Genomic DNA, 21,537 nt, shown 5'->3' with positions numbered 1-21,537 from the left:
ATGATTGCCAGGTTGCCTCCCCACGAAACTAAAAACGAACCCTGTGAGTTGTTCCTGGCTCGCCTTGAGAAAGAAGGATTCCAGGGAGAAATTGCTCGCGATCATGCTGTGAGGACAGTGCTGGCAACCGACAACTCGATCTATCAGCGCCTGCCTCAAGCCGCGGTGTTTCCCAGAAATGTGCAAGATGTCGAGCTCTTGGCCCGCCTTGCGGCGCTGGCGTCGTTCAGTTCGGTGGTGCTCACGCCGCGTGGCGGCGGAACCGGAACCAATGGCCAATCGTTGACGAGCGGCGTTGTGGTGGATCTGTCGCGTCATATGCACGGCATCCTTGAGATCAACGTCGAGGAGCGCTGGGTGCGTGTGCAAAGCGGTGTGGTCAAGGACCAGCTCAATGCGGCGTTGAAACCGCACGGACTGTTTTTTGCACCGGAGTTGTCGACGTCGAATCGGGCCACGATCGGCGGGATGATAAATACCGACGCAAGCGGTCAGGGAAGCTGTACCTACGGAAAAACCCGTGACCACGTCCTGGCGCTTTCTACCATTCTGATAGGCGGGGAGCGGCTCGATAGTGCAGTCCTGGAGCGAGATTGCTGGCAGGCGCAAGCGCATCGCGACGACAAGGTTGGGGCAATTTATCGATGTGCTTCGCAGATCGCCCATGATTACGCCGAACTCATCGAGCATACCTTTCCCAAGTTGAACCGTTGCTTGACGGGATATGACCTGGCGCATCTGCGTGAGCCGAATGACCGATTCAATCTGAACAGTGTCCTGTGTGGGTCCGAAGGCTCACTGGGTTTCATTGTTGAAGCCACGCTGAATGTGTTGCCCATCCCCAAGTACTCGATCCTTGTCAACGTACGTTACGCGGGCTTCATGGATGCATTGCGCGATGCCAAGGCGTTGATGCAGCTCGAGCCATTGTCCATCGAGACGGTCGACTCCAAGGTCCTCGGGCTGGCCATGAACGACATCGTCTGGCACGGAGTCGCCGAGTACTTTCCCCAAGACCCCGATGTGCCAACCCTGGGAATCAACCTGGTGGAGTTCAGCGGCGACGATGAGGAAGTGGTTCAACTGCGTGTTCATGAGTTTGTCCGGCACCTTCAGCAGGACACCAGTGTGGTGCGATTGGGGCACACCCTTGCCATCGGTGCAGAGGCATTGAAGCGGGTTTACGCGATGCGCAAGCGTGCGGTGGGGCTGCTGGGGAATGTCAAAGGTTCCGCCAGGCCCCAGCCGTTCGTTGAAGATACTGCGGTTCCTCCCGAGAACCTGGCTGATTTCATTGCGCAATTTCGGGCGCTTTTGGATAGCCATGGTTTGGAATATGGCATGTTCGGCCACGTTGACGCCGGGGTCCTGCATGTGCGGCCGATTCTGGATATGAAAGACCCCGCCCAGGCGGCCTTGATCCAGACCATTTCCGATGCCGTCGCCGAGCTGACGCGAAAGCACGGTGGCTTGCTCTGGGGGGAGCATGGCAAAGGGTTGAGGTCGCAATATGTGCCGGACTACTTCGGCGAACTCTATCCGGCGCTGCAGGAACTCAAGTCGGCTTTTGACCCGTACAACCAACTCAACCCGGGAAAAATCGCCACGCCACACACGCTATCTGACGCTCGGTTGACTCGAGTTGATGAGGTCACGTTGCGTGGCGAGCTGGATCGTACGATTGATGAGCGGGTGTGGTTGCATTACGACGCCGCGGTCCATTGCAACGGCAACGGCGCCTGCTACAACTTCGACCCCGATGACGCCATGTGCCCTTCCTGGAAGGGCACTCGAAATAGAATTCACTCGCCCAAGGGGCGCGCTTCTTTGGTCCGGGAGTGGCTGCGCTTGCAGGGGCAGCAAGGTGTCGATGTGTTGGTTTCACGAGGGGCTCGCCCTTTAGCGGCCACGGTGATCAGCTTCGCCAGGCGTGCTGCCAATACGGTTGCGCACAAGATGGGCCAGAAAGACTTTTCCCATGAGGTCTACGAGGCGATGGCAGGGTGCCTCGCCTGCAAGTCCTGTGCGGGTCAGTGCCCGGTGAAAGTCAATGTGCCCGACTTTCGCTCGCGATTCCTCGAGCTTTACCACAGCCGATATCTGCGCCCATTGAAGGATTACCTCATCGGTTCTCTGGAGTACACGATTCCCTACTTGGCCCGTGTGCCGCGCTTGTACAACGGGATCATCGGTTCTGGGATGGTGGGGGCGTTTCTTCGGCGCGTTGCCGGTATGGTCGACAGCCCGCTGCTGAGCTTGCTGAATTTTGATGACGTTTGCCGCCGCTGGAAGGTGCGCGTGGCGTCGCCAGTGCTTCTTGAAGGGCTGGACGAGGCGCAGCGTAAACGCAGCGTTATTCTCGTGCTGGACGCCTTCACCCGTTATTTCGAGACACCGCTGCTCGCGGACTGGATCGAGTTGATTTCCAGGCTCGGGTTTGAGGTGTACATCGCGCCGTTCGCGGCCAATGGCAAGCCGCTGCAGGTTCAGGGCTTTCTAAAGGCATTCGAACAAGCAGCGCATTTCAACGCCCGATCGCTTCGCGAACTGCATCAATATCAGATTCCGTTGGTGGGGCTTGATCCCGCGATGACCTTGGTTTACCGCCAGGAGTACGTCAAGACCCTGGGTGAGGACCAGGCCCCAGCGGTCCTGCTGCCGCAGGAATGGCTTGTGGAGGTGCTTGTGCAATCAGCGGTGAGCGCCGACGAAGGTACTTACTACTTCCTGCCGCACTGCACCGAGAAAACCAACGAGCCGGGCAGTGTGGGCCTGTGGCAGACGATCTATGCGCGAGTCGGCTTGAGGTTGCAAGTGCAAGCCAGTGGGTGTTGTGGAATGTCCGGAACCTACGGGCACGAAACACAAAATGCCGAGACGTCCGAGGTTATTTACCGACAGTCCTGGGGGCCATTGGTGGCCCGTCTTAATGGGGCAGGGCGCCTGCTGGCGGATGGGTACTCGTGTCGAAGCCAGGTCAAGCGCAAGGACGGGCAGCTTGTCCTGCACCCGCTCCAGGCGTTGCTGAGGTTCCTGCGCGACACCGCCACCCCATCTTCAGGATGCTGATTGGCGCGAGCCTGAGGCGGCTTGGCCGCCTCGCGTTTCTCCAGGTATTGATTGGAGGCCATCGGCCCAGCGAAAACCGATGTGCGCAGATCGTCGAGCGGTATCAGAACCCATAGAGCTTTGCAGGGTTATCAACCAAAATCTGCTTGATGAGCGCGTCATCGTTTTCAACCCAGTTAAACAGCATCTCCAGCAGACTGGCATCGTTGGGCATGGGTACCGGTATACAAGGATGTGGCCAGTCGCTCGCCCACAGTAAGCGGTTTGGATTCGCTTCGATCAACGCCCGAGCGTAGGGCGTTACGTCGTCGTAAGGGAAGTCCTTCGATGCTGTAAAGCGATAAGCCCCCGAAAGCTTGACCCACACACGACCTTCTTTTAACAGCCGCAGCAGGTCGGTGAATCCTGGATGTCCCAGCCCGCAACTGGTGGGCATGTGCCCCATGTGGTCGATGACGACTGCGACGGGCAGGCTGGCCACGGTCTCGTACAAGTCGGCGAACTCGGTGATATCGATCAGTAGCTGTAGGTGCCAGCCAAGTGGCGCGACTTTATCTGCCAGCGCTGCAACATCCGATACCTCAACACCGCTTTTGAAGATCAGGTTGACGCGCACGCCGCGCACCCCGAGGCGATGCATTGCCCACAAGGTTTCTGTATCGGTATCGGCATCGATCACCACAACGCCGCGGAATGCGCTGCCCGCTTCTTTCAGTGCCGCGAGCGTTGTGCTGTTGTCCGCCCCATAGACGCTGGGTTGGACGATGACCCCGCGACTTAGCCCCAGGGTTTTTTGGACGCGTTGAAATGCCTCCAGTGGAGCGGGCGGCGGCGTGTAGGAGCGGTGAGGAGAGAAGGGTTGGCCATTCTCGTCACCAAAAACGTGGAAGTGGCAGTCGCACGCGCCGTCAGGCAAGGTGCGTAGCAATGTATGAGGTTCAGGGTCCGGGCCTGCGCATTGCGGTGCGTAGGTCTCTCCCAGCGAACTCATCCGAGTGATTTCCCAGCCTTGCAATCCTCGCAATCCGTTGCGTTCGGCGGAGTTGATGATTTGTTGCCAGGTGACTCGTCTGGCAAGGTCGGGATCGCCGAGCCTGATCGCTTCGAAGATCGCCTGATGCTCAGCCAGTAGCGTCTCGCCAAGGTCGCTGGAGCGAACCAGGTGGTTCTCCAGTAACGCCGCTTCGTAGACGTGGCTGCACAGAAAAATGATGAAGTTGCGAAAGTATTCATTGCCTGTGGCATCGGCAATTGCGCGCTTGAACTGCAGGCTGTGTTCCACCATGTCCTGACGGTTTTGGATACTGGCGCGCAGGGTGTCCAGTGCCGCTTCAATCTTGTTCAACTGACTGAGTGACCGGCGTCTGGCGGCCATGGCGGCCGCGGCGACTTCGAGGTCCAGGCGCAGCTCATACAGTTGACGCAGCTTGGTGCTATCGGTGAGCTCCTCTTGAGTAATCCGGAAGCTGCTTTGGTTGGCTTCGGTTGCAACAAATACCCCAAGCCCCTGGCGACTGACGACGAGGCCGGCCGAATTGAGCCGAGCGACAGCTTCACGCACTACATTTCGGCTAACGGCAAAAGCCTCTGCCAACCGGCTTTCCGTGGGGATGCGATCACCTGGGCGGAGTCGACCTTCACGTATTTCGCTTTCCAGGTGACGAAAAATTTCAACCGAGAAGTGATCGCGTCGGCCAATTGCTTTTATAGTCATTTTACTCAGTCATCAAATGTCAGTTTCAAAAGCTTGAAACGTCAAACGCCCACGTAACGAACATTGCGTGGGCGTTACTCTAACAAATGATGGCTGGCTCAGTGTAATTGCTTGCCCTTGGTTTCCGGGAGGAAGAAGGTCACCACCAGGACAAGGCAGTAGGCTCCTCCCGCGAAGATCGCGATGGCGGTGCCGAGGCTGTATTTGGCGCTTATAAAGCCTACGAGTCCGGGAAACAGAGCGCCTACCGCTCGCCCAAAGTTATAGGAGAATGCCTGGCCATTGGCCCTCACTGCTGAAGGATAAAGCTCAGTCAAAAAGGCGCCCATGCCGCTGTAGATACCTGAAGCTGCGAAGCCCAGTGGAAAGCCGAGAAACAGCATTTGAGTGTTGGTCAAGTTCAGCTGCATGTAGCAGACCACACTGATGGCCGACAGAACGGCGAAGATGATGAAGTTGGGGCGGCGCCCCAGGCGGTCAGACAGGAAGGCGCCGCAGACATAGCCAAAGAATGAACCGATGATGACGACCATCAGATAGCTACCGGTGCCAAAGACCGACAGGCCCTTTTCCAGTTTCAGATAGGCTGGCAACCACGTGGTGATTGCGTAGTAGCCACCTTGAACGCCCATGCAGAGCAGGGCGGATAGCAGCGTGGTGCGCAGGAGCGAGGGTGAGAAAATGTGCCAGAAAGGAACCGAGTTGCCTGTTTCGCTCTGGTGCTTTTTAGTCCGCAGGAATACCTCGGGCTCTGGTACATATTTACGAATGTAGAGGACCAGAAGTGCCGGAACGATGCCGATCCAAAACAGCGACCGCCAGGCAATATCTTCGGGAAGCAAGCTGAAAGACAGTGTGTAGAGCAGTGCGGCGGCGCCCCAGCCAATGGCCCATCCGCTTTGCACGATACCCACGGCTTTGCCGCGATGTTGCGCTCGAACCATTTCGCCGATCAGTACCGATCCCACGGCCCACTCACCTCCGAACCCGAGCCCCTGCAGTGCCCGAAGGACAAATAACTGTTCGAAGTTTTGCGCAAAGCCGATCAATACGGTGCAGATCGAGAACCACAGAATACTGATCTGCAGCAACCGCACACGACCGTATCGGTCTGCCAGAATGCCCGCTCCCCATCCGCCAATGGACGAGAAAAGTAACGTCACGGTACTCAGTAGCCCCACTGAACCCTTGTCAATGTGCCAAAGGGTCATCAGCGAGGCGATGACAAAGGTGAACACCATGAAATCCAGGGCGTCCAAGGCCCAGCCACCAAATGCGGAATAGAAGGTGCGTTTTTCAACGGTATTAAGTTCGCTAAACCAACTCATTATTATTCTCCGGGCAGCACCGCAGTTCTGCTTGGTTATTGTTTTTGTTATTTGAAGTCGTACAGGGCGCCAGGGTTATCAACCAGAATGCTCTGTCGTTGGCGTTCGCTGGGCGCCCATGAAAGCAAGCGATCCAGCAATGAACTTGTGTCGGGCGTACTTTCGAGTGCTACGTGAGGCCAGTCGCTGCCCCACACCATTCGTTCCGGGGCAACGGCCAGCAAGGCATGGGCGAGCGCATCTGTATCGGCATAGTCCGGACGCTGATCACTCAGGCGGTAAGCGCCCGACAACTTGACCCACCAACCGTGCTCCGCCACGTTCCTCAGCAGCAACTCAAACCCCGCTTCCTTAATGCCCAGATGGGCCGGGAAGTGCCCGAAGTGATCAATCACGACAGCGCAAGGCAACTTGGCCATCCGAGCCTCAATCTCACTTAGAAGCCGAACATCAATCAGAAACTGCATATGCCAGCCAAGGTCGGCAATTCGATGGGCAAGGTGCTCCATCAAGTCCAGATTCACTCCGCCTCGAAACAGAACGTTGATGCGAACACCACGCACACCCAAGGCATGCATATGCGCCAGTTCGTCGTCGCCAACGTGTTCGTCTACTACCGCGACCCCTCTCAGTTGCTCCTGATGACGTTGCAACACTTCGAGCATGTACCGGTTGTCGGTGCCATAGACGCTCGGCTGCACCAAAACCCCTCGCTGCATCCCCATCGCCCGCAACACCTCCAGATACAGCGCCTCAGGTGCCGGAGGTGGGGTGTAGCTACGGTCGGGTACCAGTGGATAGCGTTCAAGATCGCCGGAGATTACGTGTGCATGGGTGTCGCATGCCCCGGCCGGCATTACGAAGCTCGGGGCCCGGACCTCTGCTCCAGGGGGCGCGCACAAAGGCGGCGAGTCGGTGGCGGGTCGCAAGTGAGACATGGATTTCATCCCCTCGACAGCCTTTCGCGCGTCATCACGGTTGAAAAGCGGCACTTGTTAGTTGTTGGTTGTTGGTTGTCCTACAAGTGCTGGCATGTTGAGTTTTTGCCTCTGCCTTGTCAATGCGTGCAGGCGTGGTTTTTTACACGGGGTTGGGGGGCGTCATCGGGATGCCTGGTCGAGATTGCTCAGCCCCCGGCCGAACCGGCACAGGCTGAACAGGGTATTGAGCAACGCCGGCGGGCCAGGCGGCGGCCCGCCTCGGTTCTAAAGCTCGGCCGCTGAAAAACCGTTGCGCTGGAAGAACCGGTCCAGCTCCCGGGGCAGGGGCTCCACGCCGGTGAAGATCTTCAAGTACTCGGGGATGTAGCGCATGCGCTGCGCCATCGGTTCCTGGGTGTTCATGCTGATGTAGCCGATCTGGGTCAGGTAGATCGAGCGCGCGCGGGTGACGGCGGCGTCATGGGCGAAACCGAAACGGTCGAACATCTGTGCCAGGGCCTGCACCCGCTGTGCATCGGCCTGGCGGATCTCGTGCGCCACTTCGGGGGATTGCAGGGCCCAGCTGCGCATGGCGAACTCGAACTGTGAATCGAACAATTCGCTGTTCAGCCAGCAGTCGAAGACGTTGAGAATCGCCTCGGTGATGGATTCGGCATAGGCCTCGGACTGTGACACCAGGCTCAAGGTGTTCTTGTTCTTCCACAGATTAACCAGGGCTTCGAGCAGGGCTTCGCGGTCCTGGAAATACCAGTAGAAACTGGTGCGCGACAGGTTGAGTTTCTTCGCCAGCGGCATCACCCGCACCGCATCCACTCCCGATTCCTTGAGGCTCTCATAGGCCGCGTTGAGCCAGCTTTCCAGAGAGCCGCGGCCGGCAGCTTCCACATTGTTGCTGGTTGCTTTCATGGGGCATTTTTTCCTTGTCCGTTTAACCTTGACGGGGCGAATGTACACCACTGTCAGCGTCGTTGACACTGGTGTACATTGAGGTCTATCGTCTGCCTTGCCTGATGACCAGTATGCGAGACCGATATGAATAACGATCCGCTTCTTCAGCCCTATCGCCTCAAGCACCTGACACTTCGCAACCGCATTATCACCACCTCCCACGAGCCGGCGTACCCCGAAGAGGGCATGCCGAAGAAATTGTACCGGGCCTACCACGTCGAGCGCGCCAAGGCCGGCGTGGCCATGACCATGACTGCAGGCTCGGCGGCGATCTCCCGCGATAGCCCTCCGGTGTTCAACAACATCCTGGCGTACAAGGACGAAGTGGTCGGCTGGATGAAGGACCTCACCGACGAATGCCACGAGCATGGCGCGGCGGTGATGATCCAGCTCACCCACCTGGGGCGCCGCACCCGTTGGGACAAGGGCGATTGGCTGCCGGTGGTGTCCCCTTCGCACAATCAGGAGCCGGCACACCGAGCCTTTCCCAAGAAGCTGGAAATCTGGGATATCGAACGCATCATCCGCGATTACGCCGACGCCGCCGAACGCATGCAGGCCGCCGGCCTGGATGGTATCGAACTGCAGGCCTACGGCCACCTGATGGACCAGTTCTGGTCGCCATTGACCAACGAGCTGGAGGGCGCCTACGGCGGTTCATTGCACAACCGCCTGCGGTTTACCTTCGAGGTGCTGAGTGCGATTCGCCAGCGGGTGGGCCCGGAGTTTATCGTCGGCATCCGCTACACCGGCGATGAAGTGCTGGCCGGTGGCCTTGAGAAAGAGGAGGGGCTGCACATCTCGCAGCTGTTGAAAGACAGCGGCATGGTCGATTTTCTCAACGTGATTCGCGGCAATATCGCCACCGATGCCGGGTTGACCGACATCATCCCGATCCAGGGCATGCGCAATGCACCGCACCTGGACTTTGCCGGGGAGATTCGTGCCCTGACCGGTTTCCCCACCTTCCATGCGGCGAAGATCCCCGATGTCGCCACCGCCCGCCACGCGATTGCCTCGGGCCTGGTGGACATGGTGGGCATGACCCGTGCGCACATGACCGACCCGCACATCGTGCGCAAGATCATCGAGAACCGTGAAGATGAAATCCGCCCCTGTGTCGGCGCCAATTATTGCCTGGACCGGATCTACAACGCCGGCGCCGCCTACTGCATTCACAATGCCGCCACTGGCCGCGAAACCAGCATGCCCCACGAGGTGCCCAAGGCCGCGCACCCGCGCAAGGTCCTGATCATCGGCGCCGGCCCCGGTGGCCTGGAGGCGGCGCGGGTCGCCGGCGAGCGCGGGCATGAAGTGCTGGTGCTGGAGGTGGCCGACCAGCCCGGCGGGCAGGTGCGCCTGACCGCGCAGTCCGAGCGGCGCAAGGAGATGATCAGCATCATCGATTGGCGCATGGCGCAGTGCGAGCGCCTGGGGGTGAAGTTTCGTTTCAACACCTGGGCCGATGCGGCGATGGTCCTCGATGAAAACCCCGACGTGGTGATCGTCGCCACCGGCGGCTTGCCCCATACCGAAGTCCTGCACAGCGGCAACCAGTGGCTGGTGTCGAGCTGGGACATCATCTCCGGCGACGTGAAGCCTGGGCGCAATGTGCTGGTGTACGACGATGCCGGCGATCACGCAGGCTTGCAGGCTGCCGAGTTCATCGCCCGCAGCGGCGCCAGGACCGAGATCATGACCCCCGACCGCTCGTTCGCGCCGGAGGTGATGGGCATGAACCTGGTGCCTTACATGCGCTCGCTGCAGCAGTTGGACACCACCTTTACCGTCACTTACCGGCTCAAGGCCGTGGAGCGCCAGGGCGAGCAGTTGCTGGCGACCATTGGCACCGACTACAGCGACCTGGAGAAAACCCGACTGGTGGACCAGATCGTGGTCAACCACGGCACCCGGCCCCTGGACGAGCTGTATTTCGAGCTGCAGCCCATGGCCACCAACGAAGGCTCCGTGGAGTACAAGGACCTGATTGCCGGCACCGCGCAAAACCTGGTGACCAACCCTCAGGGGCGTTTCCAGTTGTTCCGGATCGGCGATGCGGTGTCATCGCGCAATACCCACGCGGCCATTTACGACGCACTGCGCCTGGTCAAGGACCTCTAGCCACTGCTTGCGCCCTGTTTTGCACAATAAGAAAGACAGCCGTCATCCGTTTCCCTAGCGTCAAGTCACTGCCCCGAACGTTGGTCTGACTGGTTTTGATAAACCTCAAACTCTTCCCAGCGGAGGTTGTTGCATGCACACGGATACCGATTTCACCGAGCTGCTCAATGTCGTTCCCCCAAGCCCTCTGCACTATCGCAGTGATGCCAGCGTCACCGGCCATGCCCTGGCCCCGGTGGACCACGGCCTGCTGGCGGCCTATGCCGCGATCGACCGGCCGGCGCTGCGCCAGTACCGCCTGGAGCGCATTCGCCAGCAACTGCGCAAGCAGGATTACGCCGGCGTGCTGCTGGCCGACCCGATCAATATCCGCTACGCCACCGATACCAATAACCTCGGCCTGTGGGTGATGCATTCCCCTAGCCGTTACGTATTCGTGGCCACCGATGGCCCGGTGGTGCTGTTCGAGTTCGACAGCAGCCGGCACAACAGTGAGCACATCGAGACCATCGATGAAATTCGCCCGGCGATCCCCTGGCTGTATTTCCTGGCCGGCCCACGGGTCGAGGAGAAGGCCGAACGCTGGGCCCTGGAGGTGGCCGACCTGCTGACCCGGCATGGCGCCGGCAATCGTCGCCTGGCAGTGGACCGCTGCGACCCCTGGGGCGCGGAAAAGCTCAAGGCCAGGGGCATCCAGCTGTTCGATGCCCAGCCGCTGATGGAGCAGGCGCGGCTGATCAAGTCGGTGCAGGAGATTGCCAGCCACCGGGTGTCGATGGATGTGTGCGACCTGGCGATTGCCCGCATGCGCGCCAGCCTGGTGCCGGGCATCACCGAAAACCAGCTGTGGAGCATCATGCACGGGACCAACGTGGCCCAGGGCGGGGAGTGGGCCGAGAGCCGCCTGCTGAACTCCGGGCCGCGCACCAACCCCTGGTTCCAGGACGCCTCGGACAAGCTCATCGCGGCCGGGGAGATGGTCTGTTTCGACACCGACATGGTGGGCCCGGGCGGTTATCTCTCGGACATCTCCCGCAGCTTCATCTGCCCCGGCAAGGCGCCGACGGCGGCCCAGCGCGACCTGCTGGACATCGCCTCGCAGCAAATCAGTTTCAATCTCGACCTGCTGCGCCCGGGGCTGTCGTTTCGCGAGTTCGCCGAGGGCTGCTGGCCGGTGCCCAGGCAGTTCGAGCACAACCGCTACATGATGATGCTGCACGGTGTGGGCCTGGTCGATGAGTACCCCAGCGTGGCCTACGCGGTGGACTTTGCCGAGTGGGGCTATGACGGCCACTTCGAGGAAAACATGGTGCTCTCGGTGGAGAGCTACATCGGCGAGCGGGGCGGCCATGAAGGCGTGAAGCTCGAAGAGCAGGTGCTGATTACCGCTGCTGGAGCGGTCAAGCTTTCCCGTACCCCGTTAGTCGACGGCGATCGATAGCAGTGGTTGTTGCCTGATTCTTGCAGGCACGGCGTCTACCCTGTCCGGAGAAAAACAATGAGCAGCATGACCGTGATCGAAAACGCCAGCCCCCTGGCACCGCCCCCGGTACCCAGCGCCGAACCTTTCCTGCGACTGGAGGCGATCCATAAGCAATTCGGGCCTTACCCCGTATTGCACGACGTGTGTTTCGAGATGGCCAAGGGTGAGGTGGTGGCGATCATCGGCCCCAGCGGCTCGGGTAAAAGCACCTTGCTGCGTTGCATCAACCAACTGGAGCCCGCGACCCGGGGGCGGGTCAGCATGGGCGGGGTGGCTATCGAAGCCGGGCACCCGCTGCCCCGGAGCGAGCTGCTCAATCTGCGCCGGCGCATCGGCATGGTGTTCCAGTCGTTCAACCTGTTTCCGCACCTTACGGTGCTGCGCAACGTCAGCCTGGCGCAGGTCCGCACCCTCGGCCGCAGCGCCGAGGAAGCTGACGCCCGCTCTTTGCAGTTGCTGGACCGGGTAGGGCTCGCGGACAAGGCCAACGCCTATCCGGCGCGTTGCTCCGGCGGCCAGCAGCAACGCATCGCCATCGCCCGGGCCCTGGCGCTGGATCCGGAGCTGATGCTGTTCGATGAGCCGACCTCGGCCCTGGACCCCGAGCTGGGCCTGGAAGTGCTGGCGGTGATGAAGGAGCTGGCGCGCGAGGGCATGTCGATGCTGGTGGTGACCCACGAGATGCACTTTGCCGAGACGGTGTCCGACCGGGTGGTGGTGATGGCCGAAGGGCGGATCATCGAGCAGGGGCCCAGCGCCCAGGTTATGCGCGAGCCGCAGCACGCGCGGGTGGCGCAGTTTCTCCAGGCCGTGAGGAATCGCTGATGGCGGATATTCTGCTGGTCCTGTTGCGCGGCGTGCCCTGGACCCTGAGTGTGACCCTGGGCGCTTTCTGCATCGGCGTGGTGCTGGGCTTTCCACTCTGTGCCCTGCGTCTGTCGAACCTGAAGCTGTGTCGCTGGCTGGCGGCGATCCTGGTGCTGACCCTGCGTTCGATACCGCCCATCGTCTGGCTGTTCTTCATCTTCTTCGGCATCGGAGGCGGCTACATCGCCTTGTCGCCGTTCGCTGCCGCGGTGCTGGGCCTGGGGCTGATCACCGCGGCGCATATGTCGGAGGTATATCGCGGTGCCTTTGCGGCGATCCCCCAGGGGCAGTACGAGGCGGCGCAGGTGCTCAATCTGTCGGCGCCCCAGCGCTTTTTCGATGTGATGCTGCCGCAACTGGTGCGCATCGCCATTCCCACCTCGGCCACCTATGCCATTGGCTTGCTCAAGGACTCGGCCGTGGCCTCGACCATCGGTGTCGGTGACGTCAGCTTCCAGGCGTACCAGATGTCCCAGCAAACCTTTCAAGGGCTGGAGGTGTACAGCGTGGCGGCGCTGGTCTACCTGATTCTCAGCGTACCGGTGGCGCTGTTCTCGCGCTGGCTGTCGGCCACCCTGAAGCAGAGGATTGCCCGATGAACGAGATCCTGACGATGTGGCTGGCCTGGTTTCCCGAGCTGTGGAAGGGCTTTGTGCTGTCAATTCAGGTCACCGCTGCCAGCCTGGCACTGGGGGTGGTCCTTGGGTTGTTGCTGGCGCTGGGTGTGTCGGCGCCCCGCCGGGCAGTGCGCTACCCCTCGTTGCTGATAGTCGAGCTGGGGCGTGGCGCGCCGGCGTTGATCCTGTTGCAGTACTTCTATTTCGGCCTGCCTTCGGCGGGCCTGACCCTGAGTTCTTTCTGGGCGGCAGCCCTGGCGCTGGCCTACTGCACTGCGGCCTACACCAGCGAGATCATCCGTGGCGGCATCGAGGCGGTGGCCCAGGGGCAGAACGAGGCGGCCGAGGTGATCGGCCTGAACCGCTTCGATGCACTGCGTTTCATCATCTTGCCCCAGGCGATGCGGGTGGCTCTGCCGTCGTTGCTGGGATTCTCGATCATGATGTTCCAGGCCGCGTCGTTGTGTTTCACCATCGCGCTCCCGGAGATCGTCAGCCGCGCCTCGGCCATCGGTTCATCCACCTTCGAGTACATGCCGGTGCTGACCCTGGCCGGCCTGATGTATGCCGCTGTGTGTGCGCCCGCGACCCTGGGTGTGGCGGCGCTGGAGAAAAAACTGGCCCCCAGCCAGCACGCATGACCTGCTCGAGCCGTCTTTCGGCTGCCATTCTCTTAATGCAACCCATGCACAGGTGAAGCCATGATCCGTTCATTCAAACGCATTGTTCGTTGGGCGTTCCTTTGTTCCTCCCTGGCGGGAGGTTCGGTGCTGCTCGGTGCCCCCCAGGCTCTGGCCGACTGCAAGCCGGCCCACTCGTTTGAAACCCTGACTCCGGGGGTGTTGAGCGTCGCGGCCTGGGTCTTCCCGCCGTACTCGATCCCCGGGCCGGGCAACCAGTTGAGCGGGGTCGATGGTGAAATCATCAAGCGCATCGCTGCCAGGGAGTGCCTGGATATCAAGCTGACAGTGGTGGACCCGGCGGCGGTGGTCCAGTCGGTGATCGCACGGCGGGCCGACGTCGGCATCGGCGACTGGTACCGTACCGCCGAGCGCAGCAAGGTCCTGGGTCTGACCGCGCCGCTGTACCTGGACGTGATGGGGATCATTTCCAGCGAGGGCTATTCGAAAATCTCCGAGCTCGAAGGCCAGCGCATCGGCACGGTGCAGGGTTACCTGTGGGTCGACGACTTGAAAAAGGCCTTTGGCGACAATCTGGTGCTCTACCCCAACCCGGTGGCCATGGCCCAGGACCTGGCGGCCAAGCGGATTGCGCTGGGCATCGACAGCTTTGCGGTGGGTGTGGCTTCGCAGCAGAAGGGAGCCTACCGGGGCATGAGCATCAAGGTTTCGGAGTCCGACCCGCGGGTTAAGGCTACCCTGGAGCCGGGGCAGACCAGTTTTCCCCACACCAAGGCCAATACGGCGCTGAGTGTGGCGCTCAATGAAAACATCCAGGCCTTGCATGCTTCTGGCGAAATTGCCGAGATACTCGGCTCGTTCGGCCTGGATAAACAAGCCGCCAACGTGGGGGCGCCACGCCTGGTGGAATGACCCGCAGCCCCGGGCCCGGTGGTCAGGGCGGTTGTGCCGCAGCGTCAGGGAGCAATCGATGCAAGAGAGTGCAGCGTTCAAGTGTCTGTCGCTGGCAGAGGCCAGGGATTTTGCCCAGCGCTGCTGCCTGCAGGCGGGCAGCAGCCAGGAAGTGGCCCAGGCTCTGGCCGAGGCCACGGTATCGGCCCAGGGTCATGGCCTGGCCAGTGTGGGTTTCGAGCATCTGGCCGATTACCTGCACGGGTTTGCCAGCGGGCGCATAGCGGGCTTGGCCAAGCCACTGATCACCCAGGTAGCCCCGGCGATGATCCGTTGCGATGCGCGCGCGGGCATTGCGCAACTGGGGTTCGATCAGGCCTTTGGCGCTGTGTGTGACAGCACCCGGCAGTTGGGAATCAGCCTGTTTGCCCTGCACAACGGGTTTACCTGTGGCGAGCTGGGCTACTACACCCGGCGCCTGGCCGCCGAAGGCCTGGTGGCATTGGCGTTCTGCAACGGCCCGGCGCTGTTGACCGTGGCCGGCCAGCGCCAGCCGATTTATTCCACCAACCCCCTGGCCTTCGCCGCTCCCTGCGGCGACGGGCGCCTGCTGCTGATCGACCAGGCCAGCAGCGCCACGGCCTTCGTCAACCTCCTCAAGGCGGCCGAGGCCGGGGAGGCGATCCCCGAAGGCTGGGCAGTGGATGCCCAGGGCGCAGCCACCCTGAGTGCCCGGGAGGCCATGCACGGTGCCTTGCTGGCGTTCGGCGGCAGTCGCGGGGCCAACATCGCCTTGCTGGTCGAAGTGCTCGCCGGCGGTGTCGCCCGGGGCAACTGGTCGCTGGATGCGCCCGATTTTCGAAGCGGCGCACAATCGCCGGGTTCGGGCCTGCTGGTGATCGCCATCGCCCCGCACCTGCTCGACGAGCAGTTCGAGGCTCGACTGGCGCGGCAGATGCAGCGCCTGGCCACCCTGGGGGTTCACCCTCCGGGGCAGGCCAAGCAGCAGGCCTGGGCCCGGGCGCAAATAGAAGGAATCAGCTTGCCTATGGCGCTGTATCAGCAGCTGGCGGCGCGCTTCTAGGGGGGAGCGAGTTCTGCCGTCAGAGCCCCAATCGTTGCAGCGATGCCAGGGAGCGGCTTACCTGGCGGATGACATGGGTGGCCAGAAGCGATTGCGCGGGGCATCACAACCGGCGCAGCCGGTGTTTGAATAATCCCCGGAATAATGCTGTGATTGCGCCCGTCACGCCCCCCGGCGGCCCTGCTTTTTTCAGAGACACTGCGAAATGGATAGCCAAGAAACGACAGCCAGGATGTCGCAGTTGCCTTCCGGCGATGACCTGTTCACGCGCCTGCAAGGGATTGCTGCCCAGACCGCACTGGTGTTGGAAACCAACAATCTGCGCGGCGGCAAGAATGCAGGCGAAGCCTTGAGCAGCCTCCAGCGGCTGATTGCCCGGCTGGCCCTGCAAAGTCTGGCGCCCCAGGCTTTTGCCCAATGGATCATCACCCATGACGGCCTTGACCTTGAGGCGCGCCAGGCGCTGTGCAGCCTGGCCGGCTGTGCGTTGGAGTTCATCGAGATCGATGCCGGCACCGGTTACTACGATGCCAAGAATGTCGGTTTCGATGGCGTCGACCAGGCGCGCTGCCAGTACGTGGTATTCGCCGATGCCGACTGCCTGCCCGATGCCCATTGGCTGGAAGAATTGCTGCTGCCCTTTGTGCAACCCGAGGCGCCCGTGGCGGTGGCCGGGCGCACCAGCTACGCGCCGAGCGTCGCCGGCAGTGCGCTGACCGCCATCGACTTCATGTATTTCCCCAGCCCCTTGCGCCACGGCGCCACGCGTAACTTCTACGCCAACAACGTGGCTTTTCGCTGTGCCACCTTCGAGCAGTATCGCTACGAACCCCTGGCTGGCATCTATCGTGCCCATTGCCAGGTCATGGGCCTGCGCCTGCAAGCGGCGGGGGTGGCGGTGGCCTATGCGCCGGCGGCGCATACCGAGCACCGGCTGCCCGACAGCCAGGGCGAGGTGTTCAAGCTGCGCTGGCTCAGGGGCGGCGACAGCGTCGGCCTGACCCCGTACCTGGTGCGCGCCTACATGCCGGGCTGGCTGCAATGGCTCGGGCGCAGTGGGCCGCTGGGGCCTTTGTGCGTGATGGTCGGGCGCCTGGGCTACAGCCTGCGGGCCCTCAACCACCAGGACCTGCCGCCCCTGCACGGAGCCCGGCGCCTGGGGGCCATGGCCATGGTCACTGCCATCTCGTTGCTCGACACTGCCGGCGCCGTGGTGCGTGGCTGCGGGCTGTCCATCGGCCGCTCCAGTGCCCGGCACAGTGAAGCGTTGTCCTACCACCGCAACCTGGATTGATCCGCGTCGCGCCGTATCGTCGCACGCCGTTCGCGTGCCCAGAGGAAGTCCCCATGCAGAACCCTTCTCTTGCCTCATTCGGCCGTTCCCTGGCGTGCCTGGCCTTGCTGGCACTCGGTGGCCAGACCCAGGCCGCTCCCAGCGAGTTCGCCGGTCGCGGGGTGTACCACTTCGCTTCGGACAGTGGCTGCGCCACGTTCGCCTCCAGCAACCTCGACTGCAACCGCATCGCCCTGGACGTGAGTGATGCGCGGGCCAGTGTCGACCGGCAAACCCATGCCATCGTCATCGACGCCGACAGCAACCACGACAGCAAGACCGTGATCGGCGACATTCTGCTGCACGGCAGCGGCATCGCCAGCGACGGCCAGCGTGTACCCCTGAGCCTGCAGGTGCTGCTGCGCCGTTCGGGCAAGGTGTGGAAATCCGATACCTATGTGCACGCACCGGTGCGTGGCAAGTTCCGTGACATCAGCCTCGATCCCTATCAGATCAGCGTCCGTGAAGGCACCCGTGAGCGCGTGCTGTTCAGCCCCGAACAGGCGCGCAACGTATTGGCCCAGCCGTCGATAGCGGCGCGCCTGGCCAGTTATTTCGTGGTGGTGCGCCCCAGCGATGCGCAGCACCCGACAGCGGGCGACATCACCATCGGCCTGGGCGTCGGCCGAGTGTCGAAGTCGCTGATGCGTGCCAGCTTCAGTACCAGGCAGCCGGGCAGCGAAGCGCTGGAGCAGGTGCTGCAGCAGGGCACCTGGAACCTCGACCTGCAGGCCCTGAGCGGGCAGATCCCGCTGTGGGTGGTACAGCGCCAGCTGTTTGTCTTTGCGCTGGAGGACAGCCCGTTGCTCAGGGAGGTGCGTCAGCGGGGCTTGAACAAGGGCGACAGTCTGGAGCTGGGCGCGGTCAACGGCCAGGGTTACCTGCGCTACAACGGCCAGGAGGAGAGCTTTCCCGGCGCTGCGGCCAGCGGCACGGCCTTCATGCGTGACAGTTTTATCGGCCTGATCCTGGCCTGGCAGCGCCATTCGCACGGGGCCAGGACGGCCACCGCCAGCGCCGCGCAGCCCGTGCAATGAATGCGGGGCAAGCGGTTGCCGGCGAGGTCAACTTCGACTGCCTGAGCATGCCCCGGCCCCAGGGCCTGGGGGCGCTGCAGGCGCGGCTGGTGGACCGCATCAAACGCGCCGCCTTGTTGCGCCTGCACCGCAGCCCGCGAGGCGAACGCCTGCTGTTGCGCATGTACCTGGCCGGTGAAGACGCCACCGAGCGTGCGTTGCTCGATGAGTTGTTGCCGCAGTCGCCACCCTGGCTCGAACGGCAGGTAGCACAGCACCTGGCCGATGAGCAGCGCCACGTGACCCTGTTTGCCGAGGCCCTGCGCGAGCGGGGCGACGACGCTCAAGCCCGCCTGGAGCCGGACTGGCTGAGCCGGCGCAAGATCCAGCGCTGGCAGCGCCTGGCCCGTCGTTATGCGGGGCATTTCGAACAGGGCCTGCTGGTGCCAGCCTATGCCACCGGGCTGTGTGCCGAGCAGATGGCCGAGCGGGTATTGACCCGCCATTGTGCGGTGCTGGATGCCGGGCATGGCTTGTATCCGCTGCTGGCGCGGGTGCTGGCCGACGAGAAAGCCCACGTGCGCCTGTGCGAGAACACCTTGCGGCGCATCGTGGCGCCCCATGAGGCGGGCCATCTGGCGCGCCTGCTCAAGGACATTCGCCGCGTCGATGCGAGCTTTGGCGTGACCGGTGCCCTGGCGATGTATGGTGCCGGCTGGCTGCTCGGTGGTCGGGGCCGAGTGGGGCGATGAGTGCACGGATTCTTTACCTGGCGACCGCCGATGCCCGTGGGCACTTGATGCGTGCCCAACTGCTGGTACATGCCTTGCGTGCGGCCGGGGCCGAGGTCGAGGTGCTGACCACCTCGCAGCAGGGGCAGGACTTCCTGCAGCGCTTCGGCATTGCGGCGCAGATTCTCTCGCTGCATTACGCGGTGCAGTTCGACAGCCAGCAGAACATGCTGCGCCAGGCCACCAACCGCAATGTCGCCCACTACCTGTTCCGCCCCGGGCGCATGCTGCGGGACATCCTCCAACTGCGGCGCCGGCTGCGCGGCGTGGACCTGGTGATCAACGATTCCTTCCACCCGGCGCTGCTCTACATGGGCATGCTCCCGGGCTGGCGGCGCCAGGTGGTGCACGTGTACGGGGCCAGCCTCAAGGTGGCGCTGCTGAACAACTTTGCCGGCATGTGGCCGCGCCAGTTCGGGCGCCTGTTCGGCTGGATTGTCGGGCGCCAGATCGATACGGCGCGGGCGCGCATCGAGCACGATTTCGCCTATGAAGTCGACGATACCCAGGCCCCGGCACTGTATCGCCTGCCGACCCCGGTGGCCCTGGCCGAAGCCTTGCCGGAACAGGCCGCCGTGGGCGCCGCGGTGTACCTCAACCCGCATTTTCGTGAGCCCGACCTGGCCGATGCCTTGAGCCGTGGCCTGGAAGATGCAGGCCTGGACGCTCACCGCGTGGGCGAGGGTTATGCCGGGCGCAGTGGCTGGCTGCAGGTCGATCCGCTCTGGGCCAGCCGCGCTGCCCGGGCGCAACTCCTGGTCTCGGCACCGGGCATGGCGGCGCTGTCCATCGCCCGGGTCTACCAGCGGCCGATCATCCTGGTGGTGAGCGACCAGCCGGAACAGACCCGCAACGCCGCCCGGGCCCGGCAATTGCAGTTGCTGCACCGGGTGGTGACCTGGCGCGGCGACCCTGCCGATTTCCGCCGTCAGGTGGCCGAGGCGGCGCGGCAATTGAGCGTGGCGGCGCCAGCGCCCGACGTGATCTCGGGCAACCAGCGGGCCCAGGCACGGATCGATGCCTGGGCCAGCCGCTTGCTCGGCTTGTGAGGGCGCGGCCGTGAGTCGTCACCGCTCCATGCCCGCACCGGGCCAGCAGCCATGACCGGCACCTTGCAGCGCCTGATAGCCGCTGCCAACCTTCGGCAGGCCCTGGCTGCGGTGTTCGCCCTGCTGTTGGGGCTGGGCGCGTTCATGGGGCTGCAGCGCCTGGTGACGCCGCGCTACAACTGGGTCACGCCATTGGATGAGCTGATCCCCTTTATCGCCCAGTCCTGGTTCGTCTATGTGCTGTTCTTTCCCTTTGTGCTGCTGGCGGCGGCCTATGCCAGCCAGGAGGGCTTCAGGGCCCTGCGCAACGCCACCGGCATGGCCTTCGCCGTTGGGCTGCTGTGCTTCTGGCTGTTCCCCGAATATGTGCCGAGGCCGGATATCGCCGCCCTCGACAATGGCTTCCTGCAACAGCGGCTGGGCCGGATGTGGCAGCTGGACCTGGCCTGCAACGGTTTTCCCAGCCTGCATGTGGCCGTGACCTGCCTGGCCTGTCGCGCGCTCTGGCGCCGCCCATGCAAAGAGCTGAGCGCTGTCATCGGCCTGCTGATCTGCCTCTCGACCCTGACCCTCAAGCAGCACACGCTGATCGATGTGGCGGGCGGCCTGTTCCTGGCCCTGGCCTGTGCCCTGGCCACCCAACGACAAGGAAACCCTGCCCGTGTCCCAGCCTGAACCCCGTGCCGGAGAGAATCGGGCCCTGCGTGCCTTTGCCCCCGACGCCGGGCTGTTCTTGCTCAAGCCCTGGATCGGTGGCCTGGCGCTGCTGGCCGACTGGGGGCTGATCGCCGCCGCATTCGCCTGCGCTGCGCGCTGGCCGCACCCCGTCATCTATCTGCTGGCCGCGCTGCTGATCGCCCGCAGCCAGTTGGCGCTGGCGGTGCTGATGCACGAGAGCGCCCACGGCCTGCTGCTGCGCGGGCAGAAAGCCAATGATCGGCTGGGCCAGTGGCTGGCCGCCGGCCCGCTGTTCCTGTCCCTCTGCACCTACCGCGCCGGCCACCTCAAGCATCACCTGCATCCGATGGAGCATGACGACCCGGTGGTGGCGGTCTTCGGCCTGGGGGATTACCCCTTGCCCCGGGGCAAGCTGGCCCTGCGCCTGCTGGCGGACCTGTGCGGGGTGGGCTACTTCATCAGCGCCTTGAGGTTCGCCCGGGGTGACTACCGCGCGATCATGCCCCGGGTCGGCAAGTCGCCGCGCCAGGCCCTGGGGGAAGTGCTGTCCATGCTGGTCAGCAACGGCCTGCTGTTCGGCCTGCTGGCCTGGAGCGGCCACCCCTGGCTGTACCTGGGGTTGTGGCTGCTGCCGGCGATTACCCTGCTGCCCTTGCTGGGCCGGGTGCGAGCCATCATGGAGCATGCCGGCCTGCCGGTTGCCGCCGACCAGAGCCGTAACGCCCGCAGCATCGTACGGCCCAGCGTGCAGACCTTCCTGTTCGGCCCCCACGCCATCCACTACCACATCGAGCATCACCTCTATGTGCGTGTGCCGTTCTACCACCTGGGCGGCCTGCACCGGCAACTGGCCACGGCGCAGTTGCTGCCCGAGGGCAACCTCTACCAGGGGTATGGCGGGGTACTGCGAGATGTCAGCGGCCCCGACTGGATGTCAGTGGCCCCATGAAGTCGTCGGTGCAGCCG

At 62.9% G+C, this 21,537-nt stretch carries 18 protein-coding genes; 14 read left to right on the top strand and 4 right to left on the bottom strand.

Going from position 1 to position 21,537, the window contains the following annotated elements:
• Positions 1–3,069, top strand: coding sequence for a D-2-hydroxyglutarate dehydrogenase YdiJ (gene ydiJ, locus AC1RGE_RS08130; protein WP_492583902.1), 3,069 nt, complete (start codon positions 1–3; stop codon positions 3,067–3,069).
• A 103-nt stretch (positions 3,070–3,172) separates the two neighbouring features.
• On the opposite strand, the gene AC1RGE_RS08125 is transcribed toward ydiJ, so the two are convergent.
• The 4 genes from AC1RGE_RS08125 to AC1RGE_RS08110 all read right to left on the bottom strand — a co-directional run bounded on the left by AC1RGE_RS08125 (position 3,173) and on the right by AC1RGE_RS08110 (position 7,958).
• A complete protein-coding gene (locus AC1RGE_RS08125) occupies positions 3,173–4,783 on the bottom strand; it encodes an amidohydrolase family protein (protein ID WP_492583900.1) in 1,611 nt (536 codons plus the stop codon).
• 98 nt (positions 4,784–4,881) lie between these two features.
• Positions 4,882–6,111 carry an MFS transporter gene (locus tag AC1RGE_RS08120; RefSeq protein ID WP_011061835.1) on the bottom strand — a complete coding sequence of 410 codons (1,230 nt, stop codon included), beginning with the start codon at positions 6,109–6,111 and terminating at the stop codon, positions 4,882–4,884.
• Between the two features lie 47 nt (positions 6,112–6,158).
• Complete coding sequence (locus AC1RGE_RS08115) at positions 6,159–6,968, bottom strand: amidohydrolase family protein (protein ID WP_227454151.1); 810 nt, start codon at positions 6,966–6,968, stop codon at positions 6,159–6,161.
• A 348-nt stretch (positions 6,969–7,316) separates the two neighbouring features.
• The gene (locus AC1RGE_RS08110) at positions 7,317–7,958 is read right to left on the bottom strand and encodes a TetR/AcrR family transcriptional regulator (RefSeq protein WP_011061833.1); all 642 of its coding nucleotides are present in this window, start codon (positions 7,956–7,958) and stop codon (positions 7,317–7,319) included.
• Between the two features lie 126 nt (positions 7,959–8,084).
• Between AC1RGE_RS08110 and AC1RGE_RS08105 the strand changes: the two genes are divergently transcribed.
• From AC1RGE_RS08105 to AC1RGE_RS08045, 13 genes are all read left to right on the top strand, one after another.
• Positions 8,085–10,121 (top strand): NADH:flavin oxidoreductase, encoded by a 2,037-nt coding sequence (locus AC1RGE_RS08105; protein ID WP_103290054.1) that lies wholly within the window; start codon positions 8,085–8,087, stop codon positions 10,119–10,121.
• A 133-nt stretch (positions 10,122–10,254) separates the two neighbouring features.
• Positions 10,255–11,562: a M24 family metallopeptidase gene (locus AC1RGE_RS08100; protein ID WP_011061831.1), complete on the top strand. Its 1,308-nt coding sequence runs from the start codon at positions 10,255–10,257 to the stop codon at positions 11,560–11,562.
• 57 nt (positions 11,563–11,619) lie between these two features.
• Positions 11,620–12,429, top strand: coding sequence for an amino acid ABC transporter ATP-binding protein (locus AC1RGE_RS08095; RefSeq protein WP_125063049.1), 810 nt, complete (start codon positions 11,620–11,622; stop codon positions 12,427–12,429).
• On the top strand, positions 12,429–13,070 hold the full coding sequence (locus AC1RGE_RS08090; RefSeq protein ID WP_011061829.1) for an amino acid ABC transporter permease: 642 nt from the start codon (positions 12,429–12,431) through the stop codon (positions 13,068–13,070). Before AC1RGE_RS08095 ends, AC1RGE_RS08090 begins: the two co-directional genes overlap by 1 nt.
• A complete protein-coding gene (locus tag AC1RGE_RS08085) occupies positions 13,067–13,729 on the top strand; it encodes an amino acid ABC transporter permease (protein ID WP_019094845.1) in 663 nt (220 codons plus the stop codon). Before AC1RGE_RS08090 ends, AC1RGE_RS08085 begins: the two co-directional genes overlap by 4 nt.
• Before the next feature lie 60 nt (positions 13,730–13,789).
• Positions 13,790–14,641 carry a substrate-binding periplasmic protein gene (locus AC1RGE_RS08080; RefSeq protein WP_492583898.1) on the top strand — a complete coding sequence of 284 codons (852 nt, stop codon included), beginning with the start codon at positions 13,790–13,792 and terminating at the stop codon, positions 14,639–14,641.
• 58 nt (positions 14,642–14,699) lie between these two features.
• Positions 14,700–15,704 carry an Ldh family oxidoreductase gene (locus AC1RGE_RS08075; RefSeq protein WP_072441391.1) on the top strand — a complete coding sequence of 335 codons (1,005 nt, stop codon included), beginning with the start codon at positions 14,700–14,702 and terminating at the stop codon, positions 15,702–15,704.
• Between the two features lie 232 nt (positions 15,705–15,936).
• The gene (locus AC1RGE_RS08070; protein WP_019094848.1) at positions 15,937–16,998 is read left to right on the top strand and encodes a glycosyltransferase family 2 protein; all 1,062 of its coding nucleotides are present in this window, start codon (positions 15,937–15,939) and stop codon (positions 16,996–16,998) included.
• Positions 16,999–17,051: 53 nt separating this feature from the next.
• Positions 17,052–18,074: a hypothetical protein gene (locus AC1RGE_RS08065; protein ID WP_011061824.1), complete on the top strand. Its 1,023-nt coding sequence runs from the start codon at positions 17,052–17,054 to the stop codon at positions 18,072–18,074.
• Positions 18,071–18,805, top strand: a complete 735-nt coding sequence (locus tag AC1RGE_RS08060) for a diiron oxygenase (protein ID WP_492583896.1) — start codon at positions 18,071–18,073, stop codon at positions 18,803–18,805. The genes AC1RGE_RS08065 and AC1RGE_RS08060 overlap by 4 nt, the downstream gene beginning before the upstream one ends.
• Positions 18,802–19,893, top strand: coding sequence for a glycosyltransferase family protein (locus AC1RGE_RS08055; protein WP_492583894.1), 1,092 nt, complete (start codon positions 18,802–18,804; stop codon positions 19,891–19,893). The genes AC1RGE_RS08060 and AC1RGE_RS08055 overlap by 4 nt, the downstream gene beginning before the upstream one ends.
• A gap of 51 nt (positions 19,894–19,944) precedes the next feature.
• Positions 19,945–20,568 carry a phosphatase PAP2 family protein gene (locus tag AC1RGE_RS08050; protein WP_053152341.1) on the top strand — a complete coding sequence of 208 codons (624 nt, stop codon included), beginning with the start codon at positions 19,945–19,947 and terminating at the stop codon, positions 20,566–20,568.
• Complete coding sequence (locus AC1RGE_RS08045) at positions 20,555–21,520, top strand: fatty acid desaturase family protein (protein ID WP_492583892.1); 966 nt, start codon at positions 20,555–20,557, stop codon at positions 21,518–21,520. The genes AC1RGE_RS08050 and AC1RGE_RS08045 overlap by 14 nt, the downstream gene beginning before the upstream one ends.
• Positions 21,521–21,537: the final 17 nt, after the last annotated feature.

The sequence above is a fragment of the Pseudomonas sp. GW823-FHT02C05 genome (assembly GCF_058797595.1).
The sequence above is the reverse complement of the archived record's forward strand: the minus strand, read 5'-3'. Positions and strand labels throughout refer to the sequence as shown.

Excerpts from the sequence above, each read along its gene's own strand:
- ydiJ (WP_492583902.1), top strand. The coding sequence starts at position 1 with ATGATTGCCAGGTTGCCTCCCCACGAAACTAAAAACGAACCCTGTGAG.
- AC1RGE_RS08125 (WP_492583900.1), bottom strand. The coding sequence starts at position 4,783 with ATGACTATAAAAGCAATTGGCCGACGCGATCACTTCTCGGTTGAAATT.
- AC1RGE_RS08120 (WP_011061835.1), bottom strand. The coding sequence starts at position 6,111 with ATGAGTTGGTTTAGCGAACTTAATACCGTTGAAAAACGCACCTTCTAT.
- AC1RGE_RS08115 (WP_227454151.1), bottom strand. The coding sequence starts at position 6,968 with ATGCCGGCCGGGGCATGCGACACCCATGCACACGTAATCTCCGGCGAT.
- AC1RGE_RS08110 (WP_011061833.1), bottom strand. The coding sequence starts at position 7,958 with ATGAAAGCAACCAGCAACAATGTGGAAGCTGCCGGCCGCGGCTCTCTG.
- AC1RGE_RS08105 (WP_103290054.1), top strand. The coding sequence starts at position 8,085 with ATGAATAACGATCCGCTTCTTCAGCCCTATCGCCTCAAGCACCTGACA.
- AC1RGE_RS08100 (WP_011061831.1), top strand. The coding sequence starts at position 10,255 with ATGCACACGGATACCGATTTCACCGAGCTGCTCAATGTCGTTCCCCCA.
- AC1RGE_RS08095 (WP_125063049.1), top strand. The coding sequence starts at position 11,620 with ATGAGCAGCATGACCGTGATCGAAAACGCCAGCCCCCTGGCACCGCCC.
- AC1RGE_RS08090 (WP_011061829.1), top strand. The coding sequence starts at position 12,429 with ATGGCGGATATTCTGCTGGTCCTGTTGCGCGGCGTGCCCTGGACCCTG.
- AC1RGE_RS08085 (WP_019094845.1), top strand. The coding sequence starts at position 13,067 with ATGAACGAGATCCTGACGATGTGGCTGGCCTGGTTTCCCGAGCTGTGG.
- AC1RGE_RS08080 (WP_492583898.1), top strand. The coding sequence starts at position 13,790 with ATGATCCGTTCATTCAAACGCATTGTTCGTTGGGCGTTCCTTTGTTCC.
- AC1RGE_RS08075 (WP_072441391.1), top strand. The coding sequence starts at position 14,700 with ATGCAAGAGAGTGCAGCGTTCAAGTGTCTGTCGCTGGCAGAGGCCAGG.
- AC1RGE_RS08070 (WP_019094848.1), top strand. The coding sequence starts at position 15,937 with ATGTCGCAGTTGCCTTCCGGCGATGACCTGTTCACGCGCCTGCAAGGG.
- AC1RGE_RS08065 (WP_011061824.1), top strand. The coding sequence starts at position 17,052 with ATGCAGAACCCTTCTCTTGCCTCATTCGGCCGTTCCCTGGCGTGCCTG.
- AC1RGE_RS08060 (WP_492583896.1), top strand. The coding sequence starts at position 18,071 with ATGAATGCGGGGCAAGCGGTTGCCGGCGAGGTCAACTTCGACTGCCTG.
- AC1RGE_RS08055 (WP_492583894.1), top strand. The coding sequence starts at position 18,802 with ATGAGTGCACGGATTCTTTACCTGGCGACCGCCGATGCCCGTGGGCAC.
- AC1RGE_RS08050 (WP_053152341.1), top strand. The coding sequence starts at position 19,945 with ATGACCGGCACCTTGCAGCGCCTGATAGCCGCTGCCAACCTTCGGCAG.